General features: G+C 57.2%; 19 protein-coding genes and 1 tRNA gene. 11 read left to right on the forward strand and 9 right to left on the reverse strand.

Features of this window, described 5'->3' with window-relative positions; genetic code table 11:
- Window positions 1–35: 35 nt before the first annotated feature.
- Genes FVE66_RS13840 through FVE66_RS13860 form a run of 5 tightly spaced genes read left to right on the forward strand, consistent with a single transcriptional unit; the run spans window position 36 to window position 4,194 of the window.
- The gene (locus FVE66_RS13840; protein ID WP_421829822.1) at window positions 36–1,439 is read left to right on the forward strand and encodes a M16 family metallopeptidase; all 1,404 of its coding nucleotides are present in this window, start codon (window positions 36–38) and stop codon (window positions 1,437–1,439) included.
- A gap of 29 nt (window positions 1,440–1,468) precedes the next feature.
- Window positions 1,469–2,806 carry a M16 family metallopeptidase gene (locus FVE66_RS13845; protein ID WP_206668765.1) on the forward strand — a complete coding sequence of 446 codons (1,338 nt, stop codon included), beginning with the start codon at window positions 1,469–1,471 and terminating at the stop codon, window positions 2,804–2,806.
- Entirely contained in the window at window positions 2,803–3,408 is a 606-nt protein-coding gene (gene rsmD, locus FVE66_RS13850) for a 16S rRNA (guanine(966)-N(2))-methyltransferase RsmD (protein ID WP_241673217.1), read from the forward strand. Before FVE66_RS13845 ends, rsmD begins: the two co-directional genes overlap by 4 nt.
- 24 nt (window positions 3,409–3,432) lie before the next feature.
- On the forward strand, window positions 3,433–3,921 hold the full coding sequence (gene coaD, locus FVE66_RS13855) for a pantetheine-phosphate adenylyltransferase (protein ID WP_151448035.1): 489 nt from the start codon (window positions 3,433–3,435) through the stop codon (window positions 3,919–3,921).
- A gap of 15 nt (window positions 3,922–3,936) precedes the next feature.
- Window positions 3,937–4,194 carry a YfhL family 4Fe-4S dicluster ferredoxin gene (locus FVE66_RS13860; RefSeq protein ID WP_151448036.1) on the forward strand — a complete coding sequence of 86 codons (258 nt, stop codon included), beginning with the start codon at window positions 3,937–3,939 and terminating at the stop codon, window positions 4,192–4,194.
- A gap of 23 nt (window positions 4,195–4,217) precedes the next feature.
- Here the strand turns inward: FVE66_RS13860 and FVE66_RS13865 are convergent, their stop codons facing one another.
- Window positions 4,218–5,069 carry an MOSC domain-containing protein gene (locus FVE66_RS13865; RefSeq protein ID WP_151448037.1) on the reverse strand — a complete coding sequence of 284 codons (852 nt, stop codon included), beginning with the start codon at window positions 5,067–5,069 and terminating at the stop codon, window positions 4,218–4,220.
- Window positions 5,070–5,601: 532 nt separating this feature from the next.
- Here FVE66_RS13865 and FVE66_RS13870 point away from each other — a divergent pair.
- From FVE66_RS13870 to FVE66_RS13895, 6 genes are all read left to right on the forward strand, one after another.
- The gene (locus FVE66_RS13870; protein WP_151448038.1) at window positions 5,602–6,576 is read left to right on the forward strand and encodes a Bug family tripartite tricarboxylate transporter substrate binding protein; all 975 of its coding nucleotides are present in this window, start codon (window positions 5,602–5,604) and stop codon (window positions 6,574–6,576) included.
- Between the two features lie 129 nt (window positions 6,577–6,705).
- Window positions 6,706–7,815 carry an acyl-CoA dehydrogenase family protein gene (locus FVE66_RS13875; RefSeq protein ID WP_151448039.1) on the forward strand — a complete coding sequence of 370 codons (1,110 nt, stop codon included), beginning with the start codon at window positions 6,706–6,708 and terminating at the stop codon, window positions 7,813–7,815.
- Between the two features lies 1 nt (window position 7,816).
- On the forward strand, window positions 7,817–8,986 hold the full coding sequence (locus FVE66_RS13880; protein WP_151448040.1) for an acyl-CoA dehydrogenase family protein: 1,170 nt from the start codon (window positions 7,817–7,819) through the stop codon (window positions 8,984–8,986).
- An 89-nt stretch (window positions 8,987–9,075) separates the two neighbouring features.
- Window positions 9,076–10,281, forward strand: a complete 1,206-nt coding sequence (locus FVE66_RS13885; protein WP_151448041.1) for an acetyl-CoA C-acetyltransferase — start codon at window positions 9,076–9,078, stop codon at window positions 10,279–10,281.
- A gap of 46 nt (window positions 10,282–10,327) precedes the next feature.
- A complete protein-coding gene (locus FVE66_RS13890) occupies window positions 10,328–11,242 on the forward strand; it encodes an SDR family oxidoreductase (RefSeq protein WP_151448042.1) in 915 nt (304 codons plus the stop codon).
- 182 nt (window positions 11,243–11,424) lie between these two features.
- Window positions 11,425–12,606 (forward strand): CaiB/BaiF CoA transferase family protein, encoded by a 1,182-nt coding sequence (locus FVE66_RS13895; protein ID WP_151448043.1) that lies wholly within the window; start codon window positions 11,425–11,427, stop codon window positions 12,604–12,606.
- A gap of 262 nt (window positions 12,607–12,868) precedes the next feature.
- Here FVE66_RS13895 and ychF read toward each other — a convergent pair whose 3' ends face one another.
- The 8 genes from ychF to FVE66_RS13935 all read right to left on the reverse strand — a co-directional run bounded on the left by ychF (window position 12,869) and on the right by FVE66_RS13935 (window position 20,256).
- A complete protein-coding gene (gene ychF / locus FVE66_RS13900) occupies window positions 12,869–13,960 on the reverse strand; it encodes a redox-regulated ATPase YchF (RefSeq protein WP_151448044.1) in 1,092 nt (363 codons plus the stop codon).
- A gap of 200 nt (window positions 13,961–14,160) precedes the next feature.
- On the reverse strand, window positions 14,161–14,745 hold the full coding sequence (gene pth, locus FVE66_RS13905) for an aminoacyl-tRNA hydrolase (protein WP_151448045.1): 585 nt from the start codon (window positions 14,743–14,745) through the stop codon (window positions 14,161–14,163).
- Between the two features lie 95 nt (window positions 14,746–14,840).
- Window positions 14,841–15,446, reverse strand: coding sequence for a 50S ribosomal protein L25/general stress protein Ctc (locus FVE66_RS13910; RefSeq protein ID WP_151448046.1), 606 nt, complete (start codon window positions 15,444–15,446; stop codon window positions 14,841–14,843).
- A 139-nt stretch (window positions 15,447–15,585) separates the two neighbouring features.
- Window positions 15,586–16,536: a ribose-phosphate pyrophosphokinase gene (locus FVE66_RS13915; protein ID WP_151448047.1), complete on the reverse strand. Its 951-nt coding sequence runs from the start codon at window positions 16,534–16,536 to the stop codon at window positions 15,586–15,588.
- A gap of 124 nt (window positions 16,537–16,660) precedes the next feature.
- Window positions 16,661–16,737, reverse strand: a tRNA-Gln gene (locus FVE66_RS13920).
- 59 nt (window positions 16,738–16,796) lie between these two features.
- The gene (gene ispE / locus FVE66_RS13925) at window positions 16,797–17,687 is read right to left on the reverse strand and encodes a 4-(cytidine 5'-diphospho)-2-C-methyl-D-erythritol kinase (protein ID WP_151448048.1); all 891 of its coding nucleotides are present in this window, start codon (window positions 17,685–17,687) and stop codon (window positions 16,797–16,799) included.
- Complete coding sequence (gene lolB / locus FVE66_RS13930) at window positions 17,684–18,322, reverse strand: lipoprotein insertase outer membrane protein LolB (protein WP_151448049.1); 639 nt, start codon at window positions 18,320–18,322, stop codon at window positions 17,684–17,686. The genes ispE and lolB overlap by 4 nt, the downstream gene beginning before the upstream one ends.
- A gap of 32 nt (window positions 18,323–18,354) precedes the next feature.
- On the reverse strand, window positions 18,355–20,256 hold the full coding sequence (locus tag FVE66_RS13935) for a tetratricopeptide repeat protein (protein ID WP_151448050.1): 1,902 nt from the start codon (window positions 20,254–20,256) through the stop codon (window positions 18,355–18,357).
- Window positions 20,257–20,310: the final 54 nt, after the last annotated feature.

Here is a 20,310-nt window from a genome sequence, read left to right on the forward strand (position 1 = left end):
CAAGAGAGACTGCGTCATTTTACCAGAGTGAGGTCATGAGAAATCCTGTTGCCCGGTTCTACCTGCAGTTGCTTCCGCAATCGCTGCGTCGATTGCTTTTCGCGCTGCTTGCTTCCTGTTGCGCCGTCGCGGCCAGTGCCGCCCCCGCTACCGAATTCATGTTGAAAAACGGCATGAAGGTGATCGTGAAGGAAGACCGCCGGGCCCCGACTGTTGCCCATATGGTCTGGTACCGGATCGGCGCGATGGACGAGGTGAACGGCACCACCGGCGTGGCGCATGCCCTGGAGCACATGATGTTCAAGGGGACGAAGAAGCTCAAGCCGGGCGAGTTCAGCGCCCGCGTCGCCGAGCTGGGTGGCCGCGAAAACGCGTTTACCAGCAGGGACTTCACCGCATATTTCCAGCAGATCGAGAAATCGCGGCTGGCGCAGGTGATGGCGCTCGAGGCCGACCGGATGGCGAACCTGCAATTCGACAAGAGCGAGTTCGAACGCGAGATCAAGGTGGTGATGGAGGAGCGCCGCTGGCGCACGGAGGATCAGGCAATTTCCAAAGTGCACGAGGCGCTGAATGCGGCAGCCTGGACCGCCCACCCCTATCACCATCCAGTAGTCGGCTGGATGAATGATCTGCAGAGCATGACGGTAGAGGACGCACGGGCCTGGCACGACCGGTTCTATGCGCCCAACAATGCCGTGCTGGTCGTGACAGGCGATGTCAGCCCGGCAGAAGTACGCAGACTGGCGGAGAAATATTTCTCCCGCATCAAGACGAAGTCGGTTCCGGTGACCAAGCCCCAGGCCGAGCCGGCGCAGGCGGGGCTGCGCCGGGTGATCGTCAAGGCGCCAGCGGAGAACCCCTATGTCGCGCTGGCATTCAAGGTTCCCCAGCTCAAGGATGTGGAAAAGGATGACGAGGCGCTGGCGCTCGACGTGCTGTCCACCGTGCTCGACGGCTATGACAACGCCCGGCTGAATGCGCGGCTGGTGCGCACCGAGCGGGTGGCAAATTCTGCCGGCTCCTCCTATGATGCGATCGCCCGCGGACCGGTGTTGTTCATCCTCGACGGCGTGCCGGCCAAGGGGACGACTACGGAGCAACTGGAGAAACACCTGCGCGGCGAAGTGGAGCGGATCGCGCGCGAGGGCGTGTCCGAGTCCGAGCTCAAACGGGTAAAGACCCAGTTGATCGCAAGCCAGATTTACAAGCGGGACTCCATATTCGGCCAGGCGATGGAAATCGGCACCATGGAAATGTCCGGCATTCCGCACCGCATGATCGACCGCCTGATCGAGAGGCTCGGCCAGGTCAGCGCGCAACAGGTGCAGGCGGTTGCACAGAAATATTTCGGCGATGATGCGCTGACCATTGCCACCCTGGTTCCCCTGCCACTGGCGCAGAAGCCAGCCGCCCCGCCTGCAGGCGCGCGGCATTGATGCTTCCCGACACCATGAGGCCTTTCCACATGTTCAAGAAATTTGCGTTTGTAATCCTGTCTGCATTTGCGCTGCTTGCGTCCGGCGCCGCCAATGCCACCCTGAAAATGCAGACATGGACCCTGCCTACCGGCGTGCGGGTTTATTTTGTCGAAAACCATTCGATTCCGGTGCTTGATGTCAGCGTCGAGTTCGACGCCGGATCGCGCCGCGACCCGGATGGAAAGGCCGGCGTTGCCAAGCTCACCAATGCCATGCTGGCCCGCGGCCTGCGCGAGCAAAAGCTGACCGATGGATCGGTCGAGCCCGAGGTCGCGGAAGCCGTGATTTCGGACGGCTTTGCCGACATCGCTGCACAGCGTGGCGGTGGCGCCGGCATCGATCGTGCGGGCGCCACGCTGCGCACCCTGTCTAGCAAGGAGGAGCGCGAGCGCGCCGTCAGCCTGCTGGCCCGGGTGCTCGCCCATCCGGCCTTCCCGCAATCCCTGTTCGAGCGCGACAAGGCAAGGACGCTGTCGTCGATCAGGGAAGACCTGACCAAGCCGGAGCCGATCGCCAGCAAGGCGTTCTGGCGCCTGCTCTACCAGGATCACCCTTATGCCCGGCAGGAGACGGTGGAGACGGTCGAGTCGGTCACCCGCGATGACCTGGTCGCCTTCCACAGCCGGCACTACGTTGCCAACCGGGCAGTGGTTGCCATGATCGGGGACATCACGCGCGAGGAGGCGGATGCCATCGCCCGCGAACTGACCCGCCGCCTGTCGCAGGGAGCGCCACTGCCCGCCATGCCGGCGGTCCAGCCGGCCACCGGCACCGAGCAACGCATTCCCCATCCCGCATCGCAGTCCCACATCATGATCGGAACGCCGGCGATTTCCCGCGGCGACCCGGATTTCTTCCCGCTCACGGTCGGCAATTACGTGCTCGGGGGCGGCGGCTTCGTGTCGCGCCTGACCCATCAAGTGCGGGAGAAGCGCGGACTTGCATACAGCGTGTACAGCTACTTCAACCCGCTGGCCCAGCCCGGTCCTTTCCAGGCGGGTCTGCAGACCCAGAAGGAGCGCACCGACGACGCCCTGAAACTGGTCCGGGAAGTGATTGCCGGCTACCTGCGCGACGGCCCGACTCCGAAGGAAGTCAAGGCGGCGAAGTCGAACCTTGTTGGCGGCTTTCCGCTGCGCATCGATAACAACCGCAAGATCCTCGACAACGTGGCGATGATCGGTTTTTACGAAATGCCGCTGGACTACCTGGACACATGGACAGCGAACATCGAGAAGGTGACGGTTGCGGACATACGGGCAGCGTTCAGGCGCAAGCTGGGATCGAGCCCGCTGTCCACGGTCATCGTAGGTGCGCCCCAGTGAGCGCCGTGAAAGGACGCCGCAGCGCGGCCCCCCGCCAGGTGCGGATCATTGGCGGCCACTGGAAGAGGACGCCCTTGCCGGTGGTGTCGGCGGAGGGCTTGCGGCCCACGCCTGACCGGGTGCGCGAAACAGTTTTCAACTGGCTCCACCATCTGCTCGACGGCCGTTGGGAAGGGTGCCGTGTGCTCGATCTGTTCGCTGGCACTGGCGCCCTCGGTTTCGAAGCCGCCAGCAGGGGAGCGCAACAGGTGGTGATGATCGAAAATGCCGTGACCGCCTTGCGCGCCATGCAGGAGGTGAAGGACAAGCTGGATGCGCAACAGGTCGTGATCCAGAAAGCAGACGCGACCAGGTATTTGCGAAGCGCGTCGGCTGCCAGTTTTGACGTGATCTTCCTCGACCCGCCCTACTCGCTCGACCTGTTGCCCACTTTGCTTCCGGCTTGCATGCCGCTTCTGAAGCCGGGCGGACTGGTATATGCTGAATCAGATCGGCCATTTCCAGAGCATCCAGCGGGCTGGATGGAGGGATGGCAAGCAGTGAGGAGCGACAAAGCCGGCTCAGTCCACTTCTGCTTGCTGCAGTGCATTAAAGTGGCATAATGCGCGTTCGATCAAGGAGCAGAGATGGTTACAGCCGTTTATCCCGGAACGTTCGATCCCCTGACACGAGGTCACGAAGACCTGGTGCGCCGCGCCTCCGGACTGTTTGACAAGCTGATCGTCGGCGTCGCCGACAGCAAGAACAAGAAGCCCTTCTTCACCCTGGATGAGCGGCTGACGATCGCTAACGAAGTGCTCGGCCATTATCCGAATGTCGAGGTACACAGCTTTTCCGGCTTGCTTAAGGATTTTGTCCGCCAGCATGACGCCCGCGTGATCATGCGCGGACTGCGGGCTGTCTCCGACTTCGAATATGAATTCCAGATGGCCGGCATGAACCGTTACCTGCTGCCCGACGTCGAAACCTTGTTCCTGACGCCGTCGGACCAATATCAGTTCATATCCGGAACCATCGTGCGCGAGATCGCGATCTTTGGCGGCGACGTTTCCAAGTTCGTGTTTCCTTCCGTCGAGCGCTGGCTCAAGGAAAAAATCGCAACGCTGGAAAAGTAAGGACAGGCGGGCAAGATGGCCCTGATGATCACCGATGACTGCATCAATTGCGACGTATGCGAGCCCGAGTGCCCGAACGACGCGATTTTTCTTGGCCCGGAGATCTACCAGATAGACCCGGCGCGCTGCACCGAGTGCGTCGGGCATTTCAGCGAGCCGCAATGCCAGCAGGTTTGTCCGGTCGCCTGCATCCCGTTCAATCCGGCCTGGCGCGAATCGCCCGAAGAGCTGCAGGCCAAATACGAGCGCCTGCAGCAAGCAGCTGCCGTCTAGCAGCCCTGGCAGTGCCAGATGGTCTAGACGGCCAGTTCGACGGCCACGTCCTGGCCGACGCGGATGACGGCGCCTTCGCCGCTCACCAGTATTGCGTTCATTCCAAAAGTAATCGCACCGTCCACACGGGCATCTGCCCGGTAGGTGCGCAGGATATCCAGCGGGTCAGGGCCGATTTCGCCGGTTTGCTGATCCACTGAGGGTATCGGGCAGCGCGGGCAGGGCTTGACCGGCCGCAGAACCGCCTGACCCACGGCAATCCCCGCTGCAAAGTCCTCATCGAATGCCCCCGCGCCTTTCATCACGATATTCGGCCGGAACCGGTCCATTGGCAAGGCAGGCCGTTGCGCGGCCAGCAGTTTCTGGTTCAGGTCGTCCAGCGACTCTTCCGAGATCACCAGGAACGGGTAGCCATCGGAAAAGAGCGTCGGCACCTCGGCGCCTCCGGTCCACGCCGGATTGGCGGTGCGTGCCGCCGACGGGTGGAAGCGGGCCAGCCGGCAAGCGGTGCCCAGGGCATTGCTGAACCACACCGCGGTCGTCTCGTCGCAATCGTAGGCGAGAACGCGGTCCTTCCAGACCTGTACCTCCAGCGTTCTTTCATCTTCCGGCGCCGGCAGGTCGAGCGGAATGTTCAGCGGCAGCATGCCCGGCGCCCGCACTTCCAGCGAACCAAAGCGCAGCCGCGGACGGATCGTCGCCATCTTCGGGTATTCGCGTTGGGTCAGGAAGTTTCCATCCGGGTCCACCACCATCCACTCACGGTCGTAGATGTGATCGGTCATCAGGCCGGCAGGGGTAAGCGTCGCCTCCCGCAAGCTGATTCCGGCGCAGGATTTGATCGGATAGAAGTTGAGTTCTGTGAGGATGGGCATACCGGCAAATGGAAGGTGGAAGGTGGGATGGGGACGGGCATTTTAGCGGGCCATTCTAGCAGTGGGCTGCTGCGCGGCAATAAAAAAGCCCGCAGGCCTTGCGGCGGCTGCGGGCTAAATCCACCCTTGGAAGGGAGGAGGAGACAACTCAACTATAGCGCATGCTCTGCTGCAGTGCAACAGAAAATTCGGGTTGTTTGCGATTCCGGTAAAACCGGTACTTGCGTCGACGGGGAGTTGATCAAACAGTTCGTGAGTCACCCTCGTCTAGTACCGACACCGCTTGGTTCGTCACTCAGCAGCTCTTAACCCGTTCTCAGCTTGACGCCCATCTAAAACAAGGGTAACTTCTCATACAGCGATACCTGTTTCACTGAATGAAACTCGCGCGGAATAAAAGCAGGAGTCTAAAGGACGTTGTATTTCTCTGGATAGAGAATTCTGCAGATTACTGAAAGCAATGAATATTAACTGGCATGAAAATCCAGGATGCATCCTGGGAGCCATTTTTTTAGATTTTAATTGAGACAGAATGAAATCACTGAAAATAAAGACTCTACGAGTATTGGCTGGGTTGGGAATTGTCTTTTTCTCTAACATTTCCCTGGCAAACAACTACCCCACGAAACCAGTACACATCATTATTCCGTTCGCACCCGGTGGGCCAACAGATGTGCTTGCCAGACAGCTTAGTGAGGAGCTGCGGGCCAAATGGGGTCACGCAGTGGTGCTTGAGAACAAGCCAGGTGCAAATGGGATTATTGCATCCCAACATGTAGCTAAATCTCCTGCAGATGGATATACGCTAATCCTGGCAACGCAATCGTCACATGCTGCAAATGCCAGTATGTACTCAAAACTGCCATATAACCCTGTCTCAAGCTTTGAGCCAGTAAGCCTGCTGGCGACTACTCCGTTGGTGCTGCTGAGTAACCCTTCACTCCCGGTTAGCTCAGTTAAAGAATTGATTGATCATGCGAAGAAAAGGCCGGGTAAGGTGAATTTCGCGGGCGGCAGCAGTTCAGCGCAGGCTGGGGGCGCCCTGATGAACATGCTTGCTGGAATCGAGATGAATCACATCCCATACAAGAGCAATGCTCCAGCCCTTACTGACTTGCTTGGTGGGCATGTACAGATCATGTTCAACGTATTGAACGCATCAGCACGGCATATAGAAGCAGGCAACCTGAAGGCTCTTGCTGTAACCAGTTCATCCCGGAGTGCAGCAGCCCCCAATGTTCCTACCATGATTGAAGCTGGAGTGCCAGGATTTGAGTTGGTTCCGTGGTTCGCACTATTCGCTCCCGCGAACACCCCAAAAGACATCGTTGCGAAATTGTCTGCAGACGTCTCTAGTGTTCTGAAGCTTCCAAATGTAAGGAAGACTCTTGTTTCACAAAGCCTGGACCCAATCGGAAGCACTCCTGACGAATTGAAGGTATTTCAGTTGCGTGAGATAAAAAAATGGGAAGAGATTGTTCAGCGCGCGAATATGAAAGCTGACTGATATCTAGTCCCAATGGAGCTTCGGGTAATCAATAATTAGATAGATGACCCCAGTTTCATGTAATTCATGAGATCGTGGATTTTGATAGCATTGCGCCGGTCAGAAATATTCAAGTGATGGATAGGTAAAATGGAAGACGAAACACTCAGGATGCTTCGTGATGCGGTATGCGCATTCACAAAGGACAGTGCCAAACGAGTACGCAAGGCAAGGGAGTCAGAATATGGCTTTGATAAAAATGTCTGGGGTCGGATCGCCGAACAAGGCTGGATTTCAGCTTTAGTTTCAGAGGATAAGGGTGGTCTAGGTTTGGGATGTGCGGCAGCTAATGTGGTCGCTAATGAGCTAGGACGCGCAGCAATTCCTGAGCCATATGTCGCTGCAGCAGTTCTGCCGGCAACATTGCTTTCAAACTGTCAGGCAAGCGGGTTGGCAATTGACATGCTCGCTTTGATTGCGTCAGGGGATCTCTTGTGCGCAGTTGCCTGGCAAAGTGAAAGTGGCAGTCTTGATCCCCTGCAGACGCCACTGAAGGCAATTGCTGAAGGATCAGATATTCTTATTACCGGTACTGCAAACTCCCTGATGACATGCGGCATGGATGCAGTTGTGGCCGTGGCATTGCGTGACGGAGAGCTCGCGATGTACTGGGTTCCAATTGCAACGGATGGCGTCACTGTGAACAGGGAGCGACGTGCCGATTGGGGCTACGATAGCTCGATCACATTCGACTCGGTTCGTGTAAGTTCCACGAATCTGATAGACGATGGTGATAATGCCATTAACGCTCTGGGTTTTGCCATAGATACTTCTCTGGTAGCGGCTGCAGCTGAACTGACGGGTGTAACCGAACGAATGCTTGAGTTAACGCTGGACTATCTGAAAACAAGAACACAGTTCGGGAAACAGATCGGTAGTTTTCAGGCATTGAAACATCGCGCCGTTGACTTGTGGATGCACACGGAAATATCGAAGGCGGCTACCGCTGCCGCAGCGGAAGATATGGATGATGTGAATATCGATCCAAGAGCGCGTTCAGCTGTTAGCAGCGGAGCGAAAGCTCGAGCATCAGACACATCATTATTTGTTGGCAAGCAAGCGGTCCAGATGCATGGAGCGATTGGCGTAACCGACGAATATGACCTTAGCTTGTATTTCAATAAAGCGCTAGTGCTCTCCACATACCTTGGTAATGGAGCTGTTAATAGATCGCGTTATGCAAGCATGAAAGGCGCATGAAATGAAATTCGGGATTGAGCAAGAGATTGATTGGGATGTGCTGTCTGACGAAGACTTCCGGCAGAATGTGAGGGCATTTTTCGAAGAGAACTATCCGCCAAATCTTCGGCATGTTCAGAGAAGGCTGCAATGGTCCGAAAATGGATCCTGGTATCAAAGACTTGCTAGTAAAGGATGGATCGCTCCTAATTGGCCCGCGGAATACGGTGGGATCGGAATCTCTCCGAAAAAGCAACTGATTTACCTTGATGAGCAGGAAAGAATCGGGATGGGCCGATTTGCAGACCATGGGATTCATATGGTTGGCCCGGTTCTGATCAAGTATGGAACGCCAGAGCAACAAGAGCGGTACCTTCCCGGAATTCTTAGTTGCGAGCATCGCTGGTGTCAGGGGTATTCTGAGCCAAATGCGGGTTCAGACCTCGCAAGCCTTCGTACCTCTGCTTCAATCGAAGGCGATGACTATGTGATCAATGGCCACAAGATCTGGACTTCGATGGCGCATGACTGCACCCATATCTATGTCTTGGCCAGGACAGATGCCAATGTGAAAAAGCAGATGGGAATCAGTTTCCTTCTGGTAGATCTGGCAACACCTGGGATCACGATTCGTCCGATTAAAAATCTGGACGGAGGAGAGGAATTTTGCGAAGTATTTTTTGATAATGTAAAGACTCACAAATCCAACCTTGTGGGCGGTCTTAACAATGGGTGGACTGTTGCAAAATCATTGCTTGGATTCGAGCGGATTTTCATTGGGAGCCCCAAGCTGCCTGAATACGCACTGCAGATGCTGAGGCATATTGCTCAAGAGCGTCGCATGACCGCTGATCCGATATTTCAAGATAAATACGCCCAGTTGCAGCTGGATGTTGAGCACCTGTCTGTGATTTATCAGAAATACGCAGAAATCGCCACATCCGGCGGCAATCTGAAGTCAGATGTGTCCATGTTAAAGATCTGGGCAACGGAAACATATCAAAAGATCGCTGATCTGCTATTCGAGACCGCCGGACCATACGCTGCAATCAGACAGACTTCAGAGTTCGGCAAAGATTCGCGTAGTGTTTTGAGCGCTTATTACAACGCTCGCCTTCCGACGATCTATAGCGGGACAAATGAAATTCAAAGAGACATTATCGCCAAACAGGTTCTTGAACTTCCTGCCTGACATCCATCCAGGTTGAGCCCGAGGTTGCGGGGCATCTTCTGCCTCTCTCACTGATTGCGTTTGAAATTGATTATTTATTTAGAGTTCTTATGAAGCAACGACGCGCAGCAATTGTTTGTCCGGTACGCACTCCAGTCGCCATTTATGGGGGTGCCCTTCGAAATGTGCCGGCTGAAAAAATCATGGCTACCACTATTCAGGCGATTCTCGATCGCACGGGTTTGCCGGGAGAGAGGATAGACGAAGTAATTATTGCGCAGTCGTACGGAAATGCTGAAGCTCCATGCATGGGCCGCTACGCAGCATTGGAAGCGAATCTTCCCATCGAAGTTTCCGGATATCAAGTTGATCGCAGGTGCGGCAGTGGCCTGCAGGCGATTGTAAATGCTGCAATGATGGTTCAAACCGGTGCCGCAGATGTTGTCCTGGCGGGTGGTGTCGAGAGTATGAGTAATATCGAGTACTACACCACCGACATGCGTTGGGGAAAGCGGGCCGGGTCAGTAACCCTGCACGACAGACTGCAAAGGGGAAGAGAGCGTTCTCAACCTGAATGGCGCTTTGGTCGCATATCCGGAATGATCGAAACCGCCGAAAATCTCGTAAAAGAGTATGGCATCTCAAGATGTGATGCGGATGAATTTGCAGCTCGGAGCCATAAGCGCGCATTTGAAGCTTGGGAATCAGGGAAATTTGATGCAGAAATTGTCCCGGTTACTTCTGTTGATCGGAAAGGGGTTGAGCATGTTTTCCGCAGAGACGAAGGTATCCGCCCGGAGACCACCGCTGAATCTCTCATGAAGCTTAATCCGCTGATGCGAGGTGGCACAGTTACTGCAGGTAATGCATGTCAGCAGAATGATGCGGCTGCAGCGTGTCTTGTTGTCGCTGAGGATAAATTAAGTCAACTCAATCTTGATCCCATGGGCATGTTCGTTGGGTGGGCGTCCGCAGGATGTGACCCAGCGAAGATGGGTATTGGTCCAGTTCCTGCTGTGGCGAAATTGTTCAATAGGATTGGCCTCGGGTTTGATCAGATGGATCTGATTGAAGTTAACGAGGCTTTCGCCTGCCAGGTATTGGCTGTATTGAAGGGATGGGGATTGGATTCTGGCGATGAACGTCTGAATGTAAATGGATCAGGAATATCTCTTGGTCATCCGATTGGTGCGACCGGCGGACGTATTCTTGCAACCATGCTACATGAGTTGGAGCGCCGTAAAGGACGATATGCGCTCGAGACAATGTGCATCGGGAGTGGGCAAGGGATGGCTGCAGTTTTTGAGCGCCTGTAAGTATTACTCTTTATTGCATCAATCTCCTATTGGTTGAGAATCTGAAATGATTAAGTGCTTGGAAAATCAAGTTGTTCTTGTTACTGGAGCAGGCCGGGGTATTGGTCGTGAAATAGCACTTTTGGCAGCCAAGGAAGGTGCTTCGGTTGTTGTAAATGACTTGGGTGTCAGTACTGATGGGTCGGGTAAGAGCTCATCTGTAGCAGAGGACCTGGTGAAAGAAATTGCCGCTGCTGGTGGAACCGCGGTTGCCAATTCAGGGGATATTACCGATCCTGCCCAGGCGGATGAAATGGTGCAGCAAGCCATCTCAGTATTCGGGAAAATCGATGCAGTGGTTAATAATGCCGGTTTCCTGAGGGATAAAATTTTCCACAAGATGAGTAGCGATGAATGGAACTCCGTCATCGATGTTCATCTGAACGGTTATTGGAATGTATCCAGGGCCGCAGCAAATTATTTCAGAGAAGTTCAGCGGGGAAAATTTGTGCATTTTACATCCACGTCTGGATTGATCGGAAACTTCGGCCAGGCGAATTATGCATCGGCAAAAATGGGTGTGGTTGGTCTTTCAAAATCCATTGCGCTTGATATGGAGCGGTACAATGTCCGCTCCAATTGCATTGCGCCATTTGCGTGGAGCCGCATGACTGACAGCATACCTGCTGACACACCTGAAGAAAAGCTGCGTGTTGAACGCCTTAAATCAATGTCGGCCGAGAAAATTGCACCACTTGCGGTCTTCCTCGCAAGTGATTCGTCGGAGGGAGTCACAGGGCAAATTTTCGGGTGTCGCAAGAATGAGATATTCCTTTTTGATCAACCACGCCCGATTCGAAGTGTTCATTCATCGACCGGCTGGACCGCTGACTCTCTTGCAAATGTGATGATGCCCTCATTCAAGAATTCGTTTATCAAGCTGGAGCGAAGTGGGGATGTTTTCACTTGGGATCCAATCTGATCATTGTCAAGGTCGAAGAGCTTGCTGGTTTCCCGTAGCCTGCGCAGTAAGCCCTTTGCAAATGGATAGCTGAAACGTCAGGACTTCGATTTTTTTCGTGATTTTGAATGGCAATTTTCCTGCTTGAATTGATCGCCCGAAAATTGCTATTTTTCAAATTATTTAGTGAATTGCATTGATATATGATTAAACCTCTCGCCGGCATTAAGGTGCTGGATCTTAGTCGGGTGCTGGCTGGACCTTGGGCGGGTCAGATTCTTGCGGACCTCGGAGCTGATGTAATAAAGGTTGAGCGTCCCGGCGAAGGTGATGATACGCGAACCTGGGGACCTCCATTTTTTGAGGCGCGCGACGGGGGAAAGATTGGTGCCGGGTATTTCTTGGCTGCGAACCGTGGGAAGCGATCTATCGAATTGGACCTGAGCACGGTTGATGGTCGTGCGACGGTAGAGGAACTTTCCAAGCATGTTGATGTGGTTTTGGAAAATTACAAAACCGGAACGCTTTCGCGTTATGGTTTGGGGTGGCAGGATCTCGAAAAGCTGAATCCGAAGCTGATTTATTGTTCAATTACAGGATTTGGCCAGACTGGTCCTAGATCAAACGAGCCAGCCTATGATTTTCTGATTCAAGCGATGGGGGGCTTGATGAGTGTGACCGGCGTGCCTGATGGTGAGCCCGGCGCCGGCCCACAGAAGGTTGGTATCCCAATTGTTGATTTGATGACCGGGGTTTATGGTGCTTGCGCTATCCTAGCGGCTATTGTTGATCGTAATGCCAATGGGAAGGGGCAATACATAGATATGGCTATGCTTGATGTGCAAGTCAGCGTGCTTTCGAATCAGGCAATGAATTTCCTGCTGTCGGACAAAGCCCCTGTTCGAACCGGTAATGCGCATCCCAATATACAGCCACAGAAGGTATATTCCTGCCTGGACGGGGATATGATAATTGTGGTTGGTAACGATAAGCAGTTCGCTGGACTTTGTGAGGCATTGGAAATTCCTGATCTCGCTCTCGATCAGCGGTTCAAGGAAAATTCTGCTCGTGTCGAAAACAAGTTGGCGCTGCACGGAATTCTTGATCAGATATTTGGCAGTCGTGAGCGTAGTGTGTGGTTGGAAAGATTGTCAAAAGTAGGCGTTCCAGCTGGCCCGATCAATACAATTCCCGAGGTTTTCAAGGAACCTCAGGTAATACATAGAGACATGGTTCGTTATATTGACGATCCGGCGCTGGGATCTGTTCCTCAGGTAATGAGTCCATTCTATTTCTCTGGTTCTCGTTTGTGTGCAGAGTCTCCTCCCCCGAGGTTGGGTCAACATACAGATGAAATTCTTGCCGAATTCGGTATAAATCGGTAATTTTGACAAAGATATGCCGGGTGAGCCGGAATGGGCAGATTCCGGCTGGACCGCTTGGCTCGGGCGCGTCGCCGGCCGCGTGGCTCGGGCCGGCTATCTGATGATCCAGGAGTTCCACATCCGGCGCTATGCTAACGCCCCCGTTTTTTTGTTGAGACTGGGAGCGGTGATCTGCAGCCATAGAAGCGCAAAAAAGCCCCGCTAAAGCAAAGCTTTGCGGGGCCTTAAGGGGCTTTTTGCGACTGTGATTAACGGGCTGTGGTCAGACGTTGAACAGGAAGTTCAACACATCCCCATCCTTCACCACATATTCCTTGCCTTCGGCGCGCATCTTGCCGGCTTCCTTCGCACCGTGTTCGCCTTTGTAGGTGATGAAGTCCTCAAACGAAATCGTCTGCGCACGAATGAAGCCGCGCTCGAAATCGGTGTGGATCACGCCAGCCGCCTGCGGCGCGGTGTCGCCAACGTGTATGGTCCATGCCCGCACCTCTTTCACGCCAGCGGTGAAGTAGGTTTGCAGACCCAGCAGCTTGTATGCCGAGCGGATCAGGCGGTTCAGTCCCGGCTCTTCCAGGCCCATGTCGGCCAGGAATGCTTGCTTATCCTCATCCTCGAGATCCGCGATTTCGGCTTCCATCGATGCGCAAATCGCGACGATGGGCGCGTTCTGGGTCTTGGCGTATTCAGTCAACTGGTCCAGTAGCGGGTTGTCGGTGAAACCGGTATCCGACACGTTCGCCACATACATCGCTGGCTTGGCGGTGATCAGGCACAAGGGTTTGATCAGCGCTTCTTCCTCGGCGTCCAGGCCCATGGAGCGCACCGGCCTGGCTTCATTCAGGTGCGGCACCACGCGTTCCAGCAGGGCGACCAGCTTGGCGGCATCCTTGTCGCCGGATCGGGCTTTCTTTTGCTCGCGATGGACGGCTTTCTCGACCGTTCCCAGGTCTGCCAGCGCCAGTTCGGTCTGGATCACCTCGATGTCGTCGAGCGGGCTCACGCGGCCGGCTACGTGAATGACGTTGTCGTCCACGAAGCAGCGCACGACGTTGACGATCGCATCGGTCTCGCGCACGTGGGCCAGGAACTGGTTGCCCAGGCCCTCACCCTTGGAGGCGCCTGCGACCAGGCCGGCGATGTCGACGAATTCGACAGTCGCGGGAAGGACCCGCTCCGGCTTGACGATCGCGGCCAGCGCATCGAGCCGCGGATCAGGCACTTCGACGATGCCGACGTTGGGCTCGATGGTGCAGAACGGATAGTTCTCGGCTGCGATTCCAGCTTTGGTCAGCGCGTTGAAAAGGGTGGACTTGCCGACATTCGGCAAGCCAACGATTCCGCATTTGAGACTCATGGAATTCCTTTGAAATCAGTGAACCTGAAAGACCCGGCGGGATGGCTCAAAAAAGCACAATGCGGGGAAATGCAGGATGTTGCGGCAGGAAGGCGACGGCGCAGCAGCGCGGCGCGTTGTCCTGATATTGTCGGGCAAGGCAGCATTGTACCAACCTGCCAGTCCCGGCTCCAGAGCGCGTCCCCGGATGCCAGTCCCTGTCAGCGGGTGGAATGCAGCTGCATCGTTGCCGCCTCGAATTTTCCCTCGCACAGGAGCGGCACCACATCCACACTCTTGTCGATCGCCCGTTCGATGGCTTCCTGCTCATCCTTGCGCGGCCGGTGCAGCACGAAATCGACGACCGGCTGCTGCAGGCCGAGTTCGCGCGGGTGCCCGATACCCAGCCGCAGCCGCCAGTAATCCTGGCTGCCGAGCGCGGCGGTGATGTCCTTTAGTCCATTATGGCCGGCCGCCGAGCCGCCTTTCTTGATCTTGGCGGCGCCCGGGGGCAGGTCCAGCTCGTCATGCACGACAAGCACTTCTTCCGGCGCAATCTTGAAGAAACGCGCCAGTGCGCCGACCGATTGGCCGGAGCGGTTCATGTAAGTCTGCGGTTCGAGCAGCCACACTTCCTCGCCGCCGATGCGGGCGCGTGCAGCAAGAGCCTGGTAGCGCGTTTCGCGCGACAAGGGCGCTCCCAGCTTGCCGGCCAGGCGGTCGACCAGCCAGAAGCCGGCATTGTGCCGGGTCTGCTCATATTCAGGCCCGGGATTGCCGAGGCCTACAATCAGTCGGATGGACATTTTCGGGGAACCGATCAACTCCGGGCCCAGGATACAAAAAACCCGCCTTGCGGGCGGGCTTCCTGTACTGCGCCAACGGCAACAGTTTTACTTCTTTACTTCTTCTCTGCGCCTGCTTCGCCAGCAGCTTCGACTTTACCAGCCGGGATTGCAGCGGTTGCGATGGTCAGGTCTTCCTGGCCGTGGTGCAGCACAGCCGTCACGCCTGCGGGCAGCTTGACGCCGGACAGGTGCAGCGATTGGCCGGCTTCGAGTGTCGACAGGTCGACCTCGATGAACTCTGGCAGGTCCTTCGGCAGGCAGCTGATGTCCAGCTCGGCCAGCACGTGGCTGATGACGGCGGCGCTCAGCTTCACGGCTGGCGACACATCGGCGTTGACGAAGTGCAACGGCACCTTGACGTGGATCTTCTGGCTCGCATCGACGCGCTGGAAGTCAGCGTGCATGACCAAGGCCTTGAATGCGTGGACCTGGAAGTCGCGCAACAGCACTTGCTGTACTTTGCCGTCGATTTCCATGTCGAGGATCGACGAGTGGAAAGTCTCTTTCTTCAATGCGTGGAACATTGCATTGTGGTCGAGAGTGATCGAAACCGGCGCTTCGGTACCACCGTAGATGATGCCAGGCACTTTGCCGGCTTTACGCAGGCGGCGGCTCGCTCCGGTCCCCTGCTCATCGCGCTTGAACGCAATAACTTTCATGAGATAACTCCAGTAATTGCAGGGCATTTGCCCTGCGGTTGTGATCTCCCGCGACCAGGAGATCAAGAAAGCGCGGCCGAGGCCACGCTCAAAAATACTTGTTGCAGCGCTGGTCAGTCGCGCTGCTCAGTCTTGCTGGTCAGTCAACGAACAGCGACATCACCGAGTCGCCCTTGGTGATCCGCTTGAGCGTCTCGGCCAGCAGGCTGGCGCAGGTCAGTTGGCGGATCTTCGGGCAGGCGCGCGCGGCAGCGGACAGCGGGATCGTGTCCGTGACGACCAGCTCATCCAGCGGCGAAGTGGTAATGCGGTCGATTGCAGGACCGGACAGGACAGGATGCGTGCAGTAAGCGATTACTTTCTTGGCGCCACGTTCCTTCAGCACCTCGGCAGCCTTGGTCAGGGTGCCGGCGGTGTCCACCATGTCGTCCATGATCACGCAGTTTCGGCCCTCTACTTCGCCGATGATGTTCATGACCTCGGACACGTTGGCCTTCGGACGCCGCTTGTCGATGATTGCCAGGTCGCAGGACAGCCGCTTGGCGAGGGCGCGGGCGCGAACCACGCCGCCGACGTCAGGCGAAACGACCAGCAGGTCCTCGTACTTCTTGCTCACCAGGTCGCTCAACAGGATCGGCGACGCATAGATGTTGTCGACCGGAATATCGAAGAAGCCCTGGATCTGGTCGGCATGCAGGTCCATGATCAGTACGCGGTCGACGCCGGCTTCCTGCAACATGTTGGCGACTACCTTGGCGGAGATCGCGACACGGGCGGAACGCGGACGGCGGTCCTGGCGGGCATAGCCGAAATAGGGGATGGCGGCAGTAATGCGACCGGCGGATGCGCGCTTGAGCGCATCGACCATCAACATGATTTCCATCAGGTGGTCGTTGGTCGGTGCGCAGGTGGATTGCAGCACCACCACGTCCTTGCCGCGCACGTTTTCGTTGATCTCGACCACGATCTCGCCATCGGAGAAGCGGGAAACCAGCGCCTTGCCCAGCGGAATGCCCATCTGTTTGGCGACCCCCGCTGCTAGTTCCGGATTTGCGTTGCCGGTAAAAACCATCAGGTTTTCGATTGCCATTTGGGGGGTACCTGGAGCGAGAGCTTGTTGCGAATTCAAAAGCCAGTTTGAAAAGCCGCCAATACGGGACTGCGTGTCTCGCGTGTCTCGTATTGGCGGCTTTATTTTTTGACTTCTCGTTAAATGGCAGGGGAACAAGGATTCGAACCTTGGAATGCTGGAATCAAAATCCAGTGCCTTAACCAGCTTGGCGATTCCCCTACACAACCTGTTGTCCGGACTGCGCAATCAATACAGCCATGCAGCCCTGACGAATTCGGTTACGACTCCAACAACTGCGACATCGGGTGCCGGTTCATTCCTCGCGCTTTCCAGGCGCGCCACGCTCCGGAGAGCGCTGCTACTGCCTGATCGGCGGCGCCTTCAGTTTCAAAGGCACAGAATACACAGGAACCAGAACCAGTCATCCTCGCTTCACCGAACCTGCCGAGTGCTTCAAGCGCTTCGGCTACGGGAGCGAACATGCCAGTGACGACAGCTTGCAGGTCGTTTCTCCCAAAGCTTGTTGGTGCTCTGGAAAAGTCCGCTATTGTGACCATTTCCGTGTCGCGTGTCAATTCCTGCGAACGAAAGATTATTGGGGTCGAGACCGGCACGCCTGGTTCCACGACCACGAACCAGGCTTCTGGCGTATCGACCGGCGACAGCAGCTCGCCGACCCCTTCGGCGAAAGCGTTCTGGCCGAAGATGAAAAAAGGCACGTCGGCCCCGAGCCGCAGGCCAAGTTGCATCAGCTGGCTGCGTGAAAGGCCGGTCTGCCAGAGGTGGTTCAGTGCAATCAGGGTGGTGGCGGCGTCGGACGATCCGCCACCCAGTCCTCCGCCCATCGGCAGTCGCTTGTGCAGCGAAATGTCCGCGCCCAGGGGCGAGCCGGAAGTCTCTTGCAGCAGCCGGGCGGCCCGGATCACGAGGTCTGCATCCTCGGGCACTCCCGCCAGGCCGGTAATGCGGTGTATCCGGCCATCCTCGCGTACCGAAAAATCAAGGCTGTCGCCGAAATCCAGGAGCTGGAACACTGTCTGCAACAGGTGAAATCCGTCCGCGCGGCGGCCCACGACGTGCAGGAACAGGTTCAGCTTGGCCGGTGCCAGGCAGCCGGTCAGTGTGCGGCTCGATGTGTGGCTCAGGGGGCGACCAGGTTCGTGGCTCATTGCGGCGCACTCCTCGTCACCGGCTGCCAGGTATCGATGACGATGCGCAGTTCCACCTCGCCCGCTTCCGGTGTGTTTCGGAGCAGGTCGATGCGGCGCGGCCGCATGGCGAAAGTCGATTCATCCTCAGTCCAGCTGCTATAGACGATGCGCCAGCCATCGGCGCTGGTCAGCGCGGTTTGCCCTATGGGGCTGGCTGCCACCGGGATGCCTGCGGCGGTCGAAACAAAGCCTTGCAGCCATGACCGCAAGCCGCTGACCGGCAGCGGCCAGCCGAGCGTCCTGGCGGCCAGTTCATCGACGTCGGACGCCGTTTGGGGCGGCTTGCCGGCGAGCTCGAAACTGGCAAGACCGGGGTTGATCGTGATGCGAGCCACCGATTGCCCGAACGGCGACAGCAAAGTGACCTCGGTATCGTCCGGGCGCTGGATCCAGCTGAAATTGCCGTTGACCAGTTGCTCGCCCTGTTGCTGGTAGCGGACCGACAGGCGGCCGCCAATATCGATCGCGTCACGATAGACGCGTGGCGCCTTTGCCAGCTGATCCGTGGCCGGGCGAACCGGGGCCAGCGAGCATGCGCCCAGCATGCCGGCCAGTGCCACAAGCGCAACATATCTACCCAGAGCTGAGAGCATTGGAAACGGCGAACCTGGAAACGCGGGATGGGTCAGAGCTTCACCTGCAAGCGCGCCAGCGTGCTGCGCAGCACGTCGTTTTTCGGGTCCTTGGTGCTCGCATCACGCCAGAACTTGCGGGCGTCGTCCCTCTGGCCGATTACCCAAAGCACCTCGCCGAGATGCACGGCGATTTCCGGATCGGGTCGTATCGAATACGCCTTGCGCAGCAATGCCTCGGCCTCCTTCAGGCGGCCGAGCCTGAACTGCACCCAGCCCATGCTGTCCATGATGAAAGGATCCTCGGGCGCCAGGCTCAGCGCCCGCTCGATCAGCGTGAATGCCTCCTCCAGCCGCATGTTCCTTTCGGCCAGCGAGTAGCCCAGCGCGTTGTAGGCGTGCTGGTTGGTCGGCGAGATCCTGATCACCTTGCGCAACGCCGTTTCCATCACGTCGAGCTTGTCGAGCTTCTCGGCCAGCATCGCATAGTCATACAGCAGGTCCGGATTCTCGGGTAGTTTCGCGATGCCGGCTTCAAGCACCGTCATCGCTTCCTCGACCTGATTGGCGCTGCGCAGGATCTGTGCTTCCGCGACCAGCAACTGCACCCGGTCTTCTTCGCCCTCCGCCCGCGTTTCGTGCAAGGCGGCACGCGCCTCGGCCAGCTTTTCCGACTTGGCCAGCAACTGGGCCCGTTTCACTTGCGCGGTGATGTAGGTTTTTTGCGAAGCAGGATCGATCTGGTCCAGCCATTTGAGCGCGCCGGCGATGTCATTGCGCTGCTCCGCCACCTGCGACAGGATCATCAAGGCTTGGGTCGGGTCGCGCTCGTCCTCCGGATGGGAGGCCAATATTTTCAGATAGGCGGTCAGGTAACGCTCGGCCTCTGCCAGGTCGTTGCGCTGGGTTCCAAGCAGGCCGAGCGCATACAGGACAGTCAGGTCTTCCGGCTGGGACTTGAGAAGGGTGTGGAACTGCTCGCGTGCGGCATCATATTGTTTCTCCTCCACCAGCATGCGTGCGTAAGCCAGCCTGACTTCCCGCGCATTCGGATTGGCGCGAAGAAAGTCGGTAACCACGCGCAGCGACTGCTCTTTCTCCGGCAGGACCTGTGCCAGCGTGAGTATGCCGAGTTCGGATGCGGGGCTGAGTGCCAGCGCCCTGCGCGCTTCCTGCACAGCCCGGGCGCCGTCGCCCATCGCGGATGCTTGCTGGGCCAGCGCCACATGGGCTTCGGCGATATTGTCGTACGGAGCGAACAAGTCCTCCAGCATGTTGAATGCAGCCGCCTTGTTACGTGCACGCAAGCCCAGCCTCTGGATTTGCAGCATGGCCGAGCCGCGCAAGGCCGGTCGGGTCTCCGCGAGTTTTTGCTGCAGCAGGGGAAGGGCTTCGGTGAGATTGTCCGCGAGCATCAGCAGGCCCAGGTAGAACTGGGTTGCCTCGTCTGAAGCGGGTGCCAGCTCCCGCCACAGGCGCACGGCGGCAAGTGCCTCCGGAGCCTGACGCGCGTTGAGGGCGATTTCTGCCGCCCGGCGCGCTATGCGCGGGTCACGGGTCTGTTGGGCCAGTCCGAGCATGTAGACGTAGGCACCCTGCCAGCGGCCGCGCTGGTTGGCGATCTCCGCAGCAAGGAATTTCACCATCACATCGGCGGTGAGCGGTACGGACGGCAACTCTTCCACGGCTGGCGCAGCTGCTTTCACCGGGGGGCGCGCCCGTCGTGCTTTTGCCGGGGCTGCAGCCTGCTGCTGAGTAGCCTGGGCTTGAGCTTGGGCCTGGGCTGGCGCAGCCTGCTGTTGCGTGGCCTGGGCCTGGGTTGGCGCCGCCTGTTGGGGGATGGTCCGGGGTTGGCCTGGCGTCACCTGCTCCGGAACCTTGCTGGCCGGCGCGCTCGCGCATGCGGCCAGCAAGGCCGGCAGCGTTAAAATGAGGAACAGTTTTTTCACCGCCATACTCTTTACGGGAAAGCAAAAGTTGATTTTACGCTCAAGCGGCTCGCCGGGGGC

This window comes from Lacisediminimonas profundi (assembly GCF_008831265.1).
Lineage (GTDB): Bacteria > Pseudomonadota > Gammaproteobacteria > Burkholderiales > Burkholderiaceae_D > Lacisediminimonas > Lacisediminimonas profundi.